We start from the raw sequence: 14,298 nt of genomic DNA on the forward strand, positions 1-14,298 counted from the left end.
GCCGGACCTGACCTGCCGTGCCGCGGGCGCGCCCCCTCCCCCGCTGGGCGTGACCTGCAGAGACGCCCTGGGCCTTCCCCCTCTGTCCCGGGGCGTCTCGCTGCCCGGCGACTGTTCAGGGGGACGGGAAGGCCACGACGGTGGCCGCGGGCGCGGGCAGGAGCGCTTCGGCGCAGTCGCCGCAGGCCAGGACGGGAGCGTCGTCGGGCAGCCGGCCGACCCTCATGCGCGGCCGAGGCCAGCGTTTGTGGCAGACGACGCAGGCGTCGCCGTCACGCTGAGCCCAGGTCAGTCCCTCAGGGTCGAATGTCACCATGCTCCGTGCCGCCGTTTTGGTGGAACCCCAGTTCATTACGCTTCCCGCAGCCATCGCCCATCCGTATACCGGAACCGTTATAACCCTGACCGCGGCTGTGATCGTCTAGCGGAGCGTCAAGTCAGAGTGATTTCTCTACCCGGTTGACGGCCGTTACACCAACAAATCGGGCATCCAGGAGCAAGCCGGATGCCCGATTCGGAAGGATTTGTTCTAAAGTTCGGCGATCGCCTTCTCCAGGATGCCGAGCCCCTCCTCGAGCAGGTGCTCGGGAATGACCAGCGGCGGCAGGAAGCGCAGCACGTTGCCGTACGTGCCCGCCGTGAGCACCAGCAGGCCCTCGGCGTGGCAGCGCCGGACGATCCCCTGGACGGCGGCCGGGTTCGGCTCCTTGGTGCCCGGCTCGACCAGCTCGATGGCGATCATCGCGCCTCGTCCGCGCACGTCGCCGATCACGTCGAAGCGCTCCTGGAGCGCCCTGAGCCGGGGCAGCATGATGTCGCCGATGCGGCGGGCCCTGGCGACCAGATCCTCCTCCTCGATGGTTTCCAGGACGCCCAGGGTGGCCTCGCAGGCGAGCGGGTTGCCGCCGTACGTGCCGCCGAGCCCGCCGGCGTGCACCTTGTCCATGATCTCCGCGCGCCCGGTCACGCCCGCCAGCGGCAGGCCGCCCGCGATGCCCTTGGCGGTGGTGATGATGTCGGGCACGATGCCCTCGTCCTCGCACGCGAACAGCGTGCCGGTGCGCGCGAACCCGGTCTGCACCTCGTCGGCCACGAACAGGATGCCGTTGGCCTTGCAGAACTCCGCGATGCGCGGCAGGAAACCCCTGGCGGGAACGATGAAGCCGCCCTCGCCCGCGATCGGCTCGATCACCACGGCGGCCACGTTGCCCGGGCCGACCTGCTTGGTGATCATGTCGATGGCCTGCTCGGCGGCCTCCTCGGCGCAGCTGTCCGGCCCGGACGGCCAGCGGAACGGGTACGCCAGCGGCACCCGGTAGACCTCAGGCGCGAACGGGCCGAACCCCTCCTTGTACGGCATGTTCTTGGCCGTCAGCGTCATCGTGAGCAGCGTGCGGCCGTGGTAACCGTGGTCGAACACCACGACGGCCGGTCTGCCGGTGGCGTGCCGGGCGATCTTGACGGCGTTCTCGACGGCCTCGGCGCCGGAGCTCACCAGCACGGTGCGCTTGTCGTGGTCGCCGGGGGTCAGCTCGTTGAGCTTCTCGCACACCCGCACGTACGACTCGTACGGGGTGACCATGAAACAGGTGTGGGTGAAGTCGGCGACCTGCCGCTGGACGCGTTCGACGACCTTGGGCGCGGCGTTGCCCACGCTGGTCACGGCGATGCCGGAGCCGAAGTCGATCAGCGAGTTCCCGTCGGCGTCCTGGAGCACGCCGCCGCCCGCGCGAGTGACGAAGACGGGCAGCGTCGTGCCGATGCCGGGCGGGACCGCGGCCTGCTTGCGGGCCAGCAACTCCTGCGACTTGGGGCCTGGGATCGCGGTCACGACGCGTCGCTCCTGGGGAATGCTCATGCCCCGACGCTACGGCGGCCTCTCACCTGCGCCGATATGTCGATATGTCAAACTGAAGGCGGTCGTATTCGCCAGAATGGACAAAAGCAACATGCCGCCTTCACTGCGGACCGTGGTGCGCCGCATGCACCTCCGGCCCCTCGCCGGCGCCACCCGCCCGCCCTCCGGCCGCGCACCCTCCGGCCGGCCGTCCTCCGGGCGGTCCGGCGCGGGTGCGCTGGACGTGCCGGTGCGGTGGGTGGCGGTCAGCGAGCTTGCGGACCCGACTCCGTACCTGGAGGGCGGGGAACTGCTGCTCACGACGGGGATGCGGATGGCGGGCGACCTATCCGGATATGTTGCCCGACTGGTCGCTCGGGGCGTGGCCGGCCTCGGCTTCGGCGTCGGGGTCTCGCACGAGGAGGTGCCCGCCGCCCTGATCGCCGCCGCGGAGGAGCACGGGCTGCCCCTGCTGGAGGTGCCGCGCGAGACCCCGTTCATCGCCGTCGGCAAGGCCGTCAGCGAGCTGCTGGCCGCCGAGCAGTACGAGGAGATCACCCGCGCCTTCGACGCCCAGGGACGGCTCACGCGGGCCGCGGTGCAACCGGAGGGCATGCACGCGGTCATCGACCGGCTCGCCAGGGAGGTCGGCGGCTGGGCCGCGCTGCTGGACGAGTCGGGCGAGGTACGGCACGCCACGCGCGGTGCCAGGACGGGCGCGGTGAGCGCCGAGCTCGGCCGCCTCCGCGGCACCCGCCACCAGGAGCCGTCCGCCACCCTCCAGCCGCCCGCCGGGTTTCCCGCCAGCCTGGCTCTGTCGGGGCCGGGCGAACACATCGTGGTGCAGCCGGTGGGCGGCGGGGTGCGGCCGCGCGGGTTCCTCGCCGTGGGGGCGGAGGGGGCGTACTCGCCCATCACCCACACGGTGATCAACGCGGCGGGCTCCCTGCTCACGCTGGCCATGGAGCAGGGCAGGTCCCAGCTGGAGGCCGAGCGCCGGGTGCACGCCGCGGTGCTGCGGTTGCTGCTGGAGGGCGCCAAGCAACAGGCGCGTGTGGTGGTGGAGCCGCTCGGCCGTCGGTTGCCAGAGGAGCCGCTGGTGGTGCTCGCGACGGGTCCCGAGGCTCTGGACGTGCTGGAGACGCACGCCTTCGCGGTCCTGCACGACGGCACGGACACGGGGGAGGGGGTGCGACGGCCAGGCGGGAGCCGCTCCCAGGCCCGGTCGGCACGCACCCGGGCGAAGGGGCAGATGGCCATCGCGCTGGTAGCGGCCGGAGGTGCGGACAGCGGTGTGGCCGGCGGTGCAGACGGCGGTGTGGACGGCCGGGCGGAAGGTTCGGCGGAGGGTCCGGGCGGTTCGGCGGGGGACGTCGCGGTGCGCACGGCGGAGAGGGTGGCCATGGAGGCCGACGTGCCCGTGGGGGTCAGCCTGCCTTGCGGTGATGACCCGGCGGCCCTGCGAAGCGCGCTCGACCAGGCGAGACGGGCTCTTGAGGCGGCCGAGGCAGGCTCAGGACCCGTCAGCGCCGGTAGGACCGGCGGCGGGGGTGGTTCGGAGGCCGGCGAAGGGGGCCGGGGACCGGGGACAGGGAGGGGGCGGGTGGTGCGGTTCGCGGAGCTGGCCGGGCAGGGCGTGCTCGGGCTGCTCGACCAGGCGGACGCCCAGGCGTTCTCCGCCGCGCTGCTGGCTCCGCTCGCCGGCTACGGCTCCCGGGCCGGCCTCGTCGAGTCCCTGCGCGCGTACCTGGAGAACAACGGCCACTGGGACGCGGCGGCGCAGCGGCTCGGCGTGCACCGGCACACGCTGCGCTACCGCATGAAACGCGTGGCCGAGCTGCTCGGCCGCGACCTCGACGATCCGGGCGTCCGCGCCGAGCTGTGGTTCGCGCTCGAAGCGGCCCGCCGTTGAGCCGGCGCCGGAGCCCGGCCGCCGTTGGGTGCTGGCGGCGGGGCCGGGCCGGTCAGGCCTGCTTGTCGACCTGGTAACAGCAGATGGTGGCCATGGTGACCGCCTCGAACGTGCGCCCGTCGCGCAGATGTCCGGCGCGCTCCAGGCTGATCGCCCCCTGGGCCGCCGCCCACAGCGCGTCCGCGATCTTGCGGGGCTGGGTCGGGACGAGGTAGCCGGCGGAGATGCAGTCGGCGATCACGCGGTCGAGGATGTTGAGTGCGGCGCGGGCGAGGGTCCTCGCGCGCTCGCTCGGTTCGAAGCCGGGGATCGCCCGCTCGAACATCAGGCTGTAGTAGCCGGGCTCGGACAGGCACGCCTGACGGTAGGCGGGCCCGAGAGCGGTCAGGTGCTCGAACGGGCTGCGTCGCTGCGGCACCGACTCCAGGTAGCGGCGGAAGCGCTCGAACCCCTCCAGATAGAGCGCCTCCGCCAGGCCCTCCCGGTTGCCGAACATCGTGTAGATGACGGTCGTCGTGCACCCTGCCTCCGCGGCGATCCTGCGCATGGTGAGGCTGTCGGGGCCATCGGTCTCGAGCAGGTTGACGGCCACGTCGAGGAGGTGGGAGCGGAGTTCGTCGTGGCTGGCGCGCTCGCCCTTGAGGTAAGCACCCTGGAGCCCCAACGGCGCCGAGGTCATGAGACCTCCTCAGCGGCCAAGGAGCTATGCGTCCTTGTGACCTCACGGTGTTCGGTCACGGGGCCCACGCCTTTCTGATCGGGGGCCCACCACGCTGTAGACCCGCATCCGATGACTTAGCCAGAGCGACGATTGCTCAAACCACTCCGCATGGTAAACATCCCGAATTGGGTCTAGTTCCGTTACATCATGGGTATACAACAGAGCTTGTACTTAACGGTGGGGTCCCGCGAGAGTCTTGTGCACCGTGGTGTAATCCCCGAACGTCCGCTTCGCATAACGTCTGAACTATGGACGTGCGTACCTTCTGGCTGGCCGGCCGCCCAGCGACCGGGGACTCCGAGCTCACTGTCACCAACCCCCACGACGGCCGCGAGGTCGGCAGGCATTCCGTGCCCACGGACGCGCAGGTCGAGGAGGCCGTCGCCGCGGCGCACGCGGTCGCGGACCAGGCCGCCGCGCTGCCCGTGCACGTGCGGGCCGAGGCGCTGGCCCACGTCTCGCGGCGCATCGAGGAGCGGGCCGACGAGATCGCCCGCCTGATCACCGCCGAGAACGGCAAGCCGATCTTCTGGGCGCGCGGCGAGGTCACGAGGGCCGTCGCCACGTTCCGCTTCGCCGCCGAGGAGACCCGCCGCTGGTCCGGCGAGGCGCAACGGCTCGACACCGAGCCGGCCGCGGCCGGGCGCCTGGCGTACGTGTCGCGGGTCCCGTACGGGCCCGTGCTGGCGATCACCCCGTTCAACTTCCCGCTGAACCTCGTCGCGCACAAGGTCGCCCCGGCCGTCGCCGTCGGCGCCCCCGTCATCGTCAAGCCCGCGCCCGCCACGCCGCTGTCATCGCTGTTGCTGGGCGAGATCCTGGCCGAGACCGACCTGCCCGCGGGCATGTTCTCGGTGCTGCCGGTCCCGAACGAGCGCGCCGCCGGCCTGGTGCAGGACGCGCGGCTGCCCGTGGTGTCGTTCACCGGCTCGGCGCCCGTCGGGTACGCCATCGCCGACCAGGTGCCGCGCAAGCACGTCACGCTGGAACTGGGCGGCAACGCGGCGGCCGTCGTGCTGGCCGACGCCGACCTCGACTGGGCGGCGCGGCGCATCGCCCTCTACTCCAACTACCAGGGCGGTCAGAGCTGCATCGCCGTGCAGCGGGTGATCGTGGAGCAGCCGGTGTACGACGCGTTCGTGGAGCGCCTGGTCCCGGCGGTCAAGGGGCTCGTCACCGGCGACCCCGCGGACGAGAAGACCCAGGTGGGCCCGCTCGTCTCCGAGGCCGCCGCCGAGCGCGTGGAGCAGTGGGTCGACGAGGCCGTAGCGGCCGGCGCCGAGGTGCTCGCGGGCGGCGTCCGCGAAGGGACGTCGTACGCCCCGACGGTATTGGCCGGCGTGCCCCACGACGCCAAGGTGGCCCGCGAGGAGGTCTTCGGGCCCGTCATGATCCTCCAGCCCGCCGCCTCCGCCGACGAGGCCTACGCGATGGTCAACGACTCCGCGTACGGCCTGCAGGCCGGGGTGTTCACGCGGTCGCTGGACGCCGCCTTCCTGGCCAACCGGGAGCTGAAGGTGGGCGGCGTGATCATCGGCGACGTGCCGTCGTACCGGGCCGACCAGATGCCGTACGGCGGGGTCAAGGACTCGGGCATCGGGCGTGAGGGGTTGCGCTCGGCGATGACGGACTACACGTACGAGAAGGTCATGGTGCTCACCGGGCTGCCACTCTGAGGGCCCGGGAAAAGGCGTTGCTCCGCCTGTCCGCACCCTGGTAGACGTGGCCGGTCAACTAATAGGGAGATCTCATGCTGACCGGAGACCGCGTGCGCCTGCGCGCCCTCGAACCCGCTGACAGCGAAGCCCTGTGGCGGTGGTATCACGATCCGGAGGTGGGACGGTGGATGGACGCCTCGCCGCCCATCTCCCTCGCCCAGAACATGGAGAAGGGCGCCAACCGGCCGCGCAACACCTTCGAGCAGATGGTGCTCGGCATCGAGACGCTCGACGGCGGGCGGCTGATCGGTTATGTCGCGCTCGGTGACACCGACTTCATCCAGGGCGAGGCCACCCTGCAGAGCATCGCCATCGGTGACCGTGATCACCAGGGAGGCGGTTACGCGACGGACGCGCTGCGCCTGATCTGCAGGTACGCCTTCGAGGAGATGGGTCTGCACCGGGTGATGCTCTGGGTGGTGGCCGACAACACGGCGGCGGTGCGGGCGTACACCAGGGTGGGGTTCGTCGAGGAGGGGCGGCGGCGCGAGTCGTTCCGCACCAGGGGGAAGCGGCACGACTTCCTCATGATGGGGCTGCTGGAGTCGGAGCTGAAATGAGCCGGCACGCCGGTCAGGCGCGTCCCGCCATGGTGTAGAGGGCCTTGGCGGCGTCGCCGAGGTAGGGGCCGTACATCGTGCGCTGGTCGTCGCTGTACTTGAAGCTGCTCAGCGAGGTGATCGTGCCCCTGCCGGTGGCGGCGTCGAACGAGGTCATCCAGGGGCCGCCGCTGGAGCCCGCGGTCATGGCGCAGCCGAGGCCCTGGTCGCGGGTCTGCTTGTGCGGGTCGTCCCGCAGCCGTCCCGCGCAGTAGACCAGGTGGCCGCCGTTGTACGGCGGGTCGGCGGGATAGCCGAAGCCGAACGCCTGGCCGCCGCGCGGCGCGTTGAAGGCGATCTCCTGGGTGCCGACCACGTCGGCCACGTGCCTGCCGCGTGACGTGGTCAGGGCGACCATGCCGACGTCGTAGTTGTCGTCGCCGCTGCGCGCCCACGGGCCGGCGACGAACATGCGGCGGGCGGCGTACTGCCCGAACGGCCCCCGCCCGCCGGCCCCGTAGCCCGGCACGAACGTCCAGTTCGCCGCCCACTCGCCGGCGCCGTCCTTGACGCAGTGGCCGGCGGTGACCACGAGGTCCTTGTTGCCGCTTTTGACCGTGCTGGCCGAGCAGACGAAGTCCGCGCCGGCCACGGTCAGGAACACGCGGCCCGTCGTCCTGGCGACGAGGCCGCCGGAAGCCCAGCGGGTGCCGACGGTGCTGGCGCTCGGTGCGGCGGCCGCGTGGTGGCGACGCACGACGGTGCCGGCCGTGCGGCCGGGAACGGCCTGACCGGCGGCCTGGCCGGTGAGGGCGGGCAGCGCCCGCCCGCCGGTCGGGCCGCTCAGCAGGCCCTTGTCGCGCGTGACGAGGCCGAGCAGCCCGATCGGCAGGGCCCTGGCCATGCGCTGCGGCGTCCAGTAGTCGAGCACGCGCTGCTGGTCGGCGGGCGTGCGCGCGGCCACGTGCTCGACGATCCCGCTCGGCCGCGCCTCGGAGGCCGGCCCAATGATGGACCCAGCGATGGACCCAGTGATGGACCTGCTGATGGACCCGGTGACGGGAGCGGTGACGGGGGGTGCGGCCTGCTGCGGTGCCGGGGCCGCGCCGACGAGCGCGGAGCCGATCAGCCCTGCGAGGAGCGGGGCCCCCGCGAGCATGGGGGTGCTCAGGGTCATGCCCCCCGAGTCTGCACCACGAGATGTGTTCTTGTGACTACTTTCGGTGAGTTGCTCAGAGGGCGTTGGTGTTTTGTGCCGCCTGGTAGACGGCCTGAGCCTCATTTCCGAAATATGGGCCGAACATCCAGTTCGGGGCGAAGTTGTATTTGAAGCTGTTGACCGAATTCTGCGTGCCGAGGCCGGTCGACTCGTTGAAGGTCAACATCCACGGACCGCCGCTCGAACCGCCGGTCATGTTGCAGGTCAGGCCGTGGTCCTTCGACATCGAGAAGTCGTCGAAGGTCCGGCCGCTGCAGTGGATGAGCTTCGAACCGTCGTACGGCGCCGCCGCCGGGTAGCCGAAGGCGTACATCTGCTGCCGTCTGGGCTGGTTGAAGGCCACGCCCTGGCCGCCCACGACGTCCACCAGCGTCTTGCCCTCCAGCGGCGCGACCACCGCGGCGGCGATGTCGAAGTTGATGTCCTCGCGGGCGTTCCACTGGGGTGTGGTCAGCAGCCGGGTGGCGGCCCAGGTGCCGAAGGGGCGCTTGCCGTTGTCGTAGCCGGGCACGAAGACCCAGTTGGTGTGGAAGGCGCCGTTCATCTTCACGCAGTGGCCGGCGGTCAGCACCACGCTCTTGTTCGCGCTGGTCACGGCCGAGCCCGAGCATGAGGCGTTGCGCCCCGCCGTGGTGAAGAAGACCCGGCCCGTGGTCTTCACGACGGCGCCGCCGCGCGTCCAGGGCGTGCCCGACGACCTGGACGCCTGCAACGCGGCGCCGTTCTTCCGCGCGCCGCTGGGCGGGGCGGTCCACGGGGTGCCTTCGCCGGGCTCCGCCATGGTCTTCTTCGCCCCGGCCTTGGGCCCGGGCGCGTTCAGCGGCGTGGCGGCCTCCATGCGCCGCTCCGTCCAGTACGTCAGGACCTGGCGCCGCTCGGACGCCGAATCCGCCGCCGCCTTCTGCGCGGGCGCGGGCTCCGGCCGCACCCGTACGTGGGCCTGCGCCCCGCTCGCCGGGAGCAGGGCGGCGCTTCCCGCGGCGAGGGCCAGGGCGGAAATCAGAGCAACTTTGCGGTGCATTACGTACCTCCCGAAACCGAACGTGAGCTTCGGAAGGTAGTGGCATCGATATCCCGTTTTCTCAAGATTTGCGCGATCCGATATGGCGATATTCCGGCACGAATCAACTGTGTTATCTCGCGTCACATAAGTAAGGCACTTTGCGGCTGATCGGGGTCTCGTGCCCGAGTACGCCGCGCAGCGGGGACAATGGACGGGTGCATGAACAGACCCTCCGCTCCGTCGTCGTGCTCGGCTCCACCGGCTCGGTCGGCACCCAGGCACTCGACGTCATCGCCGCCGACCCCGGCGGCTTCACGGTTTCAGGGCTGGCGGCGGGGGGTGGCAAAGTCGACCTGCTGGCCAGGCAGGCGGCCGAGTTCGGCGTCGAGGTCGTGGCGGTGGCCGACGCCTCGGCCGTGCCGGCGCTGAAGGAGGCGCTGGCCGCGCACGGCGCGCGGCCCACGGTGCTCGCAGGCCCCGAAGGCGTCGCCGAGGTGGCGGCGTGGCCGTGCGACACCGTGCTCAACGGCATCACCGGCGCGCTCGGCCTGACCTCCACGCTGGTCGCACTCGAGTCGGGCAGGACGCTCGCGCTGGCCAACAAGGAGTCCCTCATCATCGGCGGGCCCCTGGTCAAGCGGCTGGCCAAGCCGGGGCAGATCCTGCCGGTCGACTCCGAGCACTCGGCGCTGCAGCAGTGCCTGTGGGCCTCGGGCCCGGAGGGCTACGACCCCGCGCAGGTCAAGCAGCTCGTGGTCACCGCCAGCGGCGGGCCGTTCCGCGGGATGAAGCGCGCCGAGATGGCCGACGTAACCCCCGAGATGGCGCTGGCCCACCCGACCTGGTCGATGGGGCCGGTCATCACGATCAACTCCGCCACCCTGGTCAACAAGGGGCTGGAGGTCATCGAGGCGCACCTGCTGTTCGACCTCGGCTTCGACCGCATCGAGGTCGTGGTGCACCCGCAGTCGATCATCCACTCCATGGTCGAATACGTCGACGGCTCCACCATCGCCCAGGCCAGCCCGCCCGACATGCGGCTGCCCATCGCGCTGGCGCTCGGCCACCCGCACCGCATCCCCGGCGCGGCCCGGCCCATCGACTGGACCAGAGCGCACACGTGGACGTTCGAGCCGCTTGACGACGAGGCGTTCCCCTCCGTCGCGCTCGCCAGGCACGTCGGCGGCGCGGGCGGCACCGCGCCGGCCGTCTACAACGCCGCCAACGAAGCCTGCCTCGACGCGTTCATGCGCGGCGACCTGCCGTTCCCGGCGATCGTCGACACCGTCGCCCGGGTCGTCGAGGAGCACGACGTCACCCCGGCCGGCTCCGTCGACGAGGTGCTGGCGGCCGACGCCTGGGCCCGGGCCCGTGCGGCCGAACTCACAGCGGGGCAGTCCCGCTGACTACCTAGACTGAAAGCGTCGTCACAGTAAGGGTTGAAATGTCATCTGTAGCTCTCGGCATTCCGGCGGTGCGTCCCAAGCCGCTCGCCGAACGCCGCCACTCCCGCCAGCTCATGGTCGGCAGCGTGCCGGTGGGCGGCGACGCCCCCGTCTCGGTGCAGTCGATGACGACCACGGTGACCGCCGACGTCAACGCCACGCTGCAGCAGATCGCCGAGCTGACGGCCTCCGGCTGCCAGATCGTGCGTGTCGCGGTGCCGTCCCAGGACGACGCCGACGCGCTGCCCGTCATCGCCAGGAAGTCGCAGATCCCCGTCATCGCCGACATCCACTTCCAGCCGAAATACGTGTTCGCGGCCATCGAGGCGGGCTGCGCGGCCGTGCGCGTCAACCCGGGCAACATCAAGAAGTTCGACGACAAGGTCGGGGAGATCGCCAAGGCCGCGGCCGAGCACGGCGTGCCGATCAGGATCGGCGTCAACGCCGGTTCCCTCGACCCGCGGCTGCTGCAGAAATACGGCAAGGCCACGCCCGAGGCGCTGGTGGAGTCGGCCCTGTGGGAGTGCTCGCTGTTCGAGGAGCACGGGTTCAGAGACATCAAGATCTCGGTCAAGCACAACGACCCGGTCGTGATGATCAACGCGTACCGCCTGCTGGCCGCCCAGTGCGACTACCCGCTGCACCTGGGCGTCACGGAGGCGGGGCCGGCCTTCCAGGGCACGATCAAGTCCGCGGTCGCCTTCGGCGCGCTGCTGGCCGAGGGCATCGGCGACACGATCCGGGTGTCCCTGTCCGCGCCGCCGGTCGAAGAGGTCAAGGTGGGCGCCCAGATCCTGGAGTCGCTCGGGCTGCGCGAGCGCGGCCTCGAGATCGTGTCCTGCCCGTCGTGCGGGCGGGCCCAGGTCGACGTCTACACGCTGGCCGACCAGGTGCAGGCCGGGCTGGAGGGCATGAAGGTCCCGCTGCGGGTGGCCGTCATGGGCTGCGTCGTCAACGGGCCGGGAGAGGCCCGCGAGGCCGACCTCGGGGTGGCCTCAGGCAACGGCAAGGGCCAGATCTTCGTCAAGGGTGAGGTCATCAAGACCGTGCCCGAGTCGCAGATCGTCGAGACCCTGATCGAGGAGGCCATGCGGCTGGCCGAGGAGATGGGCGTCGAGATCGATCTCGACGACGACGCCGGCCCTCAGGTCACGGTCGGCTGACCTGCCCTTAGACGCACACGGAGACCCCGGGCCCGCCATCGGCCCGGGGTCTCCGGCGTCCGCGGGCCGCATGCCGCCCTTCACTCTTTGCAACCGATCCATTACATGATGGCAAGCATTTGCCCATACCCAGCGTCATGGCCCGGTCACGTACGGGAGCATCGCAAGGCCTATGACATGGGAGGGGACCGGGTGAAACGGGTAGTCGGGATTGTCGCCGGAACGGCGGTGCTCGTCGCCGGAATCGTCAGCGCGGACGGGGTGGCGGTGGCCAGCGGAGCGAGAGGCGCGCCGGCCGCGCCGATCGCGCCGGCCGCGCCGGACTGGGGGCCGTGTCCCCAGGTGTCGGGGAAGCCGGCGCCGGCCGGCCTGGAGTGCGCCACCGTGCGCGTGCCGCTCGACTACCGCGAGCCGCTCGGACATTCGATCAAGGTGGCGATCAACCGGATCAAGGCCAAGACGTCGCGGGACGCCGACCACCTGGGCACGCTCCTGGTGAACCCGGGCGGTCCTGGCGCGTCCGGCCGCAACCTCACCTCGTACGTCGCCAGGAACCTGCCAGGCGACCTGCGCGACCGCTACGACATCGTGGGCTTCGACCCCCGTGGCGTCGGCGCGAGCGAGCCGGCGATGCACTGCGTCGACCCCGACGCCTACTACAAGGCGCCGCGGCCGGACGCCGTGCCGCGCGGGCGGGCCGAGGAGCGGGTGCTGCTCAGCCGGGCGGCCTCGTACGCGAACGCGTGCGGCAACCGCTGGGCCTGGTTGCTGCCGCACCTCACCACCGAGAACTCCGCCAGGGACATGGACGCCATCCGCGCCGCCCTCGGCGAGCGGAAGATCAGCTACTTCGGCTACTCGTACGGCACCTACCTCGGCGCCGTCTACGCCACGCTCTTCCCGCAGCGGGTCAAGCGGCTGGTCCTGGACAGCGTCGTCGACCCCAACGCGGTGTGGTACGAGGCCAACCTCAGGCAGAACGGCGCATTCGAACGCCGCCACCGCCTCTTCCTCGGCTGGGTCGCCGAGCACAACTCCGTCTACACGCTCGGCGCCACCACGAAGCAGACGTCGTTCGCCTACTACGCGATGCGTGACAGGCTGCGGGATCGCCCGGCAGGCGGTGTCGTGGGGCCGAGCGAGCTCGACGACACGTTCACCATCACCGGCTACAGCGACAAGCTCTGGCCCGCGTTCGCCGCGGCCTGGTCCGCCTACGTCCGGAAGGGCGAGGTGAAGGGCCTGGTAGACCTCTACGACAAGCACGGCAAGGTCGACGCGGCGGACGAGAACAGCTACGCCGTCTACCTGGGCGTCCAGTGCCGCGACGCCCGCTGGCCGCGCGACTGGGACAGGTGGCGGGCCGACATGACCAGGTCGCACCGCAACGCGCCGTTCCTGACCTGGCCGAACGCGTGGTACAACGCCCCATGCGCGTTCTGGCACGTGCGCGGGGGTGAGCCGGTCAAGGTGCACGGGTCGCCGAAGTTGCCGCCGATCCTCATCCTGCAGTCCCGTGACGACGCCGCGACACCCTACCGGGGGGCGCTGACGGTGCACCGCCTCTTCCCGCGCTCCCGCCTGGTGGTCGAGCAGGGGGGCAACCACGGCGTGTCCCTGGGGGGCAACCAGTGCGTGGACGGGCACCTGGCCGCGTACCTGAGAGACGGCTCGCTGCCGGCGCGGGACGCCGGGTGCCGCGCGCTGCCCGAGCCGAACGCGTCCGCCCGCATGGCCGCGAACCCGCCGGAGCGGCACGATCTGCTGAGCGCTCTCGGGCTGCTGGGGCTGCTCGGCGGAGGATGACGTCAAGAATCGGTTACCGCGGGCATCACCCAATGAGCTAATCGGTAACCCTTCGCGTAGTCTGACCGTGTGATGCTGCGAACATCGGCGTCGCGCGTGCTCGATGACAGCGACCGGGACGAAGTCCTCGCCATGCTTGACTCCGACCCGGTCGCCAACGTCTTCGTCTCCTCCCGGGTGCGGGCCGTCGGACTCAATCCGGCGAGGCTGGGCGGGCAGATGTGGGGATTCGGGCCGCGCGGTGGCCTCGTGTCACTCTGTTACGCCGGGGCCAACATGGTGCCGGTCAACGCCGGTCCTGAGGCCGTGCACGCGTTCGCCGACCGCGCCCGCAAGCAGGGGCGCCGGTGTTCGTCCATCGTGGGTCCCGCCGACGCTGTCTCCTTGTTGTGGGAGCGGCTGGAGCCGCACTGGGGCCGGGCCCGCGCGATCCGCTGGGCGCAACCGGTCATGGCCACCTCGCACAGGGCGCCGGTGCCCGCCGACCCGCTCGTCCGCAGGGTGCGGCCGGAAGAGTTCGACATCCTGCTGCCCGCGTGCGTGGCCATGTTCACCGAAGAGGTCGGGGTGTCGCCGAACATCGGCGACGGCGGCGCCCTCTACCGCACCAGGGTCGCCGAGCTCATCAGGATCGGCCGCTCCTACGCCCGCATCGAGGACGGGCGGGTGGTGTTCAAGGCGGAGATCGGGGCGGTCACGCCGCACGCCTGCCAGATCCAGGGGGTCTGGGTCGCCCCCGAGCTGAGGGGGAGGGGCCACGCCGTGGCGGGCATGGCCGCGACGGTGGAGGCCGCCCTGAGCTGCTTCGCCCCCGTGGTCACGCTCTACGTCAACGACTACAACCGGTCGGCGCGCGCGGTCTATCGCAAGGTCGGCTTCCACGAGGTCGACACCTTCATGTCGGTGCTGTTCTAGCACGCGGGAGCCCGCCCCCG

General features: G+C 71.1%; 12 protein-coding genes. 7 read left to right on the forward strand and 5 right to left on the reverse strand.

All coding sequences use genetic code 11. From position 1 onward, the window contains the following. Positions 1 to 115: 115 nt before the first annotated feature. Positions 116 to 316 carry a hypothetical protein gene (locus ACTWPV_RS00095; RefSeq protein WP_443150091.1) on the reverse strand — a complete coding sequence of 67 codons (201 nt, stop codon included), beginning with the start codon at positions 314 to 316 and terminating at the stop codon, positions 116 to 118. 213 nt (positions 317 to 529) lie between these two features. Next, on the reverse strand, positions 530 to 1,858 hold the full coding sequence (gene gabT, locus ACTWPV_RS00100) for a 4-aminobutyrate--2-oxoglutarate transaminase (RefSeq protein ID WP_443150092.1): 1,329 nt from the start codon (positions 1,856 to 1,858) through the stop codon (positions 530 to 532). Between the two features lie 91 nt (positions 1,859 to 1,949). Between gabT and ACTWPV_RS00105 the strand changes: the two genes are divergently transcribed. After that, a complete protein-coding gene (locus tag ACTWPV_RS00105) occupies positions 1,950 to 3,749 on the forward strand; it encodes a PucR family transcriptional regulator (protein WP_443150093.1) in 1,800 nt (599 codons plus the stop codon). 52 nt (positions 3,750 to 3,801) lie between these two features. Here the strand turns inward: ACTWPV_RS00105 and ACTWPV_RS00110 are convergent, their stop codons facing one another. Continuing rightward, positions 3,802 to 4,428: a TetR/AcrR family transcriptional regulator gene (locus ACTWPV_RS00110; protein WP_443150094.1), complete on the reverse strand. Its 627-nt coding sequence runs from the start codon at positions 4,426 to 4,428 to the stop codon at positions 3,802 to 3,804. A gap of 290 nt (positions 4,429 to 4,718) precedes the next feature. Between ACTWPV_RS00110 and ACTWPV_RS00115 the strand changes: the two genes are divergently transcribed. Then, positions 4,719 to 6,146, forward strand: a complete 1,428-nt coding sequence (locus tag ACTWPV_RS00115) for an aldehyde dehydrogenase family protein (RefSeq protein ID WP_443150095.1) — start codon at positions 4,719 to 4,721, stop codon at positions 6,144 to 6,146. Positions 6,147 to 6,220: 74 nt separating this feature from the next. After that, a complete protein-coding gene (locus ACTWPV_RS00120; RefSeq protein ID WP_443150096.1) occupies positions 6,221 to 6,748 on the forward strand; it encodes a GNAT family N-acetyltransferase in 528 nt (175 codons plus the stop codon). A gap of 13 nt (positions 6,749 to 6,761) precedes the next feature. On the opposite strand, the gene ACTWPV_RS00125 is transcribed toward ACTWPV_RS00120, so the two are convergent. Both ACTWPV_RS00125 and ACTWPV_RS00130 read right to left on the reverse strand, forming a co-directional pair. After that, positions 6,762 to 7,904 (reverse strand): trypsin-like serine peptidase, encoded by a 1,143-nt coding sequence (locus ACTWPV_RS00125; protein ID WP_443150097.1) that lies wholly within the window; start codon positions 7,902 to 7,904, stop codon positions 6,762 to 6,764. Between the two features lie 55 nt (positions 7,905 to 7,959). Next, positions 7,960 to 8,967 carry a trypsin-like serine peptidase gene (locus ACTWPV_RS00130; protein ID WP_443150098.1) on the reverse strand — a complete coding sequence of 336 codons (1,008 nt, stop codon included), beginning with the start codon at positions 8,965 to 8,967 and terminating at the stop codon, positions 7,960 to 7,962. Positions 8,968 to 9,164: 197 nt separating this feature from the next. On the opposite strand from ACTWPV_RS00130, the gene dxr reads away from it, so the two are divergent. The 4 genes from dxr to ACTWPV_RS00150 all read left to right on the forward strand — a co-directional run bounded on the left by dxr (position 9,165) and on the right by ACTWPV_RS00150 (position 14,278). Further along, positions 9,165 to 10,355: a 1-deoxy-D-xylulose-5-phosphate reductoisomerase gene (gene dxr / locus ACTWPV_RS00135; protein ID WP_347641423.1), complete on the forward strand. Its 1,191-nt coding sequence runs from the start codon at positions 9,165 to 9,167 to the stop codon at positions 10,353 to 10,355. Between the two features lie 38 nt (positions 10,356 to 10,393). Then, complete coding sequence (gene ispG / locus ACTWPV_RS00140) at positions 10,394 to 11,557, forward strand: flavodoxin-dependent (E)-4-hydroxy-3-methylbut-2-enyl-diphosphate synthase (protein WP_347641424.1); 1,164 nt, start codon at positions 10,394 to 10,396, stop codon at positions 11,555 to 11,557. Positions 11,558 to 11,749: 192 nt separating this feature from the next. Then, positions 11,750 to 13,363: an alpha/beta hydrolase gene (locus tag ACTWPV_RS00145; RefSeq protein ID WP_443150099.1), complete on the forward strand. Its 1,614-nt coding sequence runs from the start codon at positions 11,750 to 11,752 to the stop codon at positions 13,361 to 13,363. A gap of 72 nt (positions 13,364 to 13,435) precedes the next feature. Continuing rightward, positions 13,436 to 14,278, forward strand: coding sequence for a GNAT family N-acetyltransferase (locus ACTWPV_RS00150; RefSeq protein ID WP_347643096.1), 843 nt, complete (start codon positions 13,436 to 13,438; stop codon positions 14,276 to 14,278). Positions 14,279 to 14,298: the final 20 nt, after the last annotated feature.

This window comes from Nonomuraea sp. KM88 (genome assembly GCF_052245635.1).
Classification (GTDB): domain Bacteria; phylum Actinomycetota; class Actinomycetes; order Streptosporangiales; family Streptosporangiaceae; genus Nonomuraea.

Bases quoted from the DNA above. Each gene is read 5' to 3' on its own strand.
- ACTWPV_RS00130 (WP_443150098.1), bottom strand. From the start codon at position 8,967: ATGCACCGCAAAGTTGCTCTGATTTCCGCCCTGGCCCTCGCCGCGGGA.
- ACTWPV_RS00110 (WP_443150094.1), bottom strand. From the start codon at position 4,428: ATGACCTCGGCGCCGTTGGGGCTCCAGGGTGCTTACCTCAAGGGCGAG.
- ACTWPV_RS00150 (WP_347643096.1), top strand. From the start codon at position 13,436: ATGCTGCGAACATCGGCGTCGCGCGTGCTCGATGACAGCGACCGGGAC.
- ispG (WP_347641424.1), top strand. From the start codon at position 10,394: ATGTCATCTGTAGCTCTCGGCATTCCGGCGGTGCGTCCCAAGCCGCTC.
- ACTWPV_RS00125 (WP_443150097.1), bottom strand. From the start codon at position 7,904: ATGACCCTGAGCACCCCCATGCTCGCGGGGGCCCCGCTCCTCGCAGGG.
- ACTWPV_RS00105 (WP_443150093.1), top strand. From the start codon at position 1,950: ATGCCGCCTTCACTGCGGACCGTGGTGCGCCGCATGCACCTCCGGCCC.
- ACTWPV_RS00115 (WP_443150095.1), top strand. From the start codon at position 4,719: ATGGACGTGCGTACCTTCTGGCTGGCCGGCCGCCCAGCGACCGGGGAC.
- gabT (WP_443150092.1), bottom strand. From the start codon at position 1,858: ATGAGCATTCCCCAGGAGCGACGCGTCGTGACCGCGATCCCAGGCCCC.
- ACTWPV_RS00095 (WP_443150091.1), bottom strand. From the start codon at position 316: ATGGTGACATTCGACCCTGAGGGACTGACCTGGGCTCAGCGTGACGGC.
- ACTWPV_RS00120 (WP_443150096.1), top strand. From the start codon at position 6,221: ATGCTGACCGGAGACCGCGTGCGCCTGCGCGCCCTCGAACCCGCTGAC.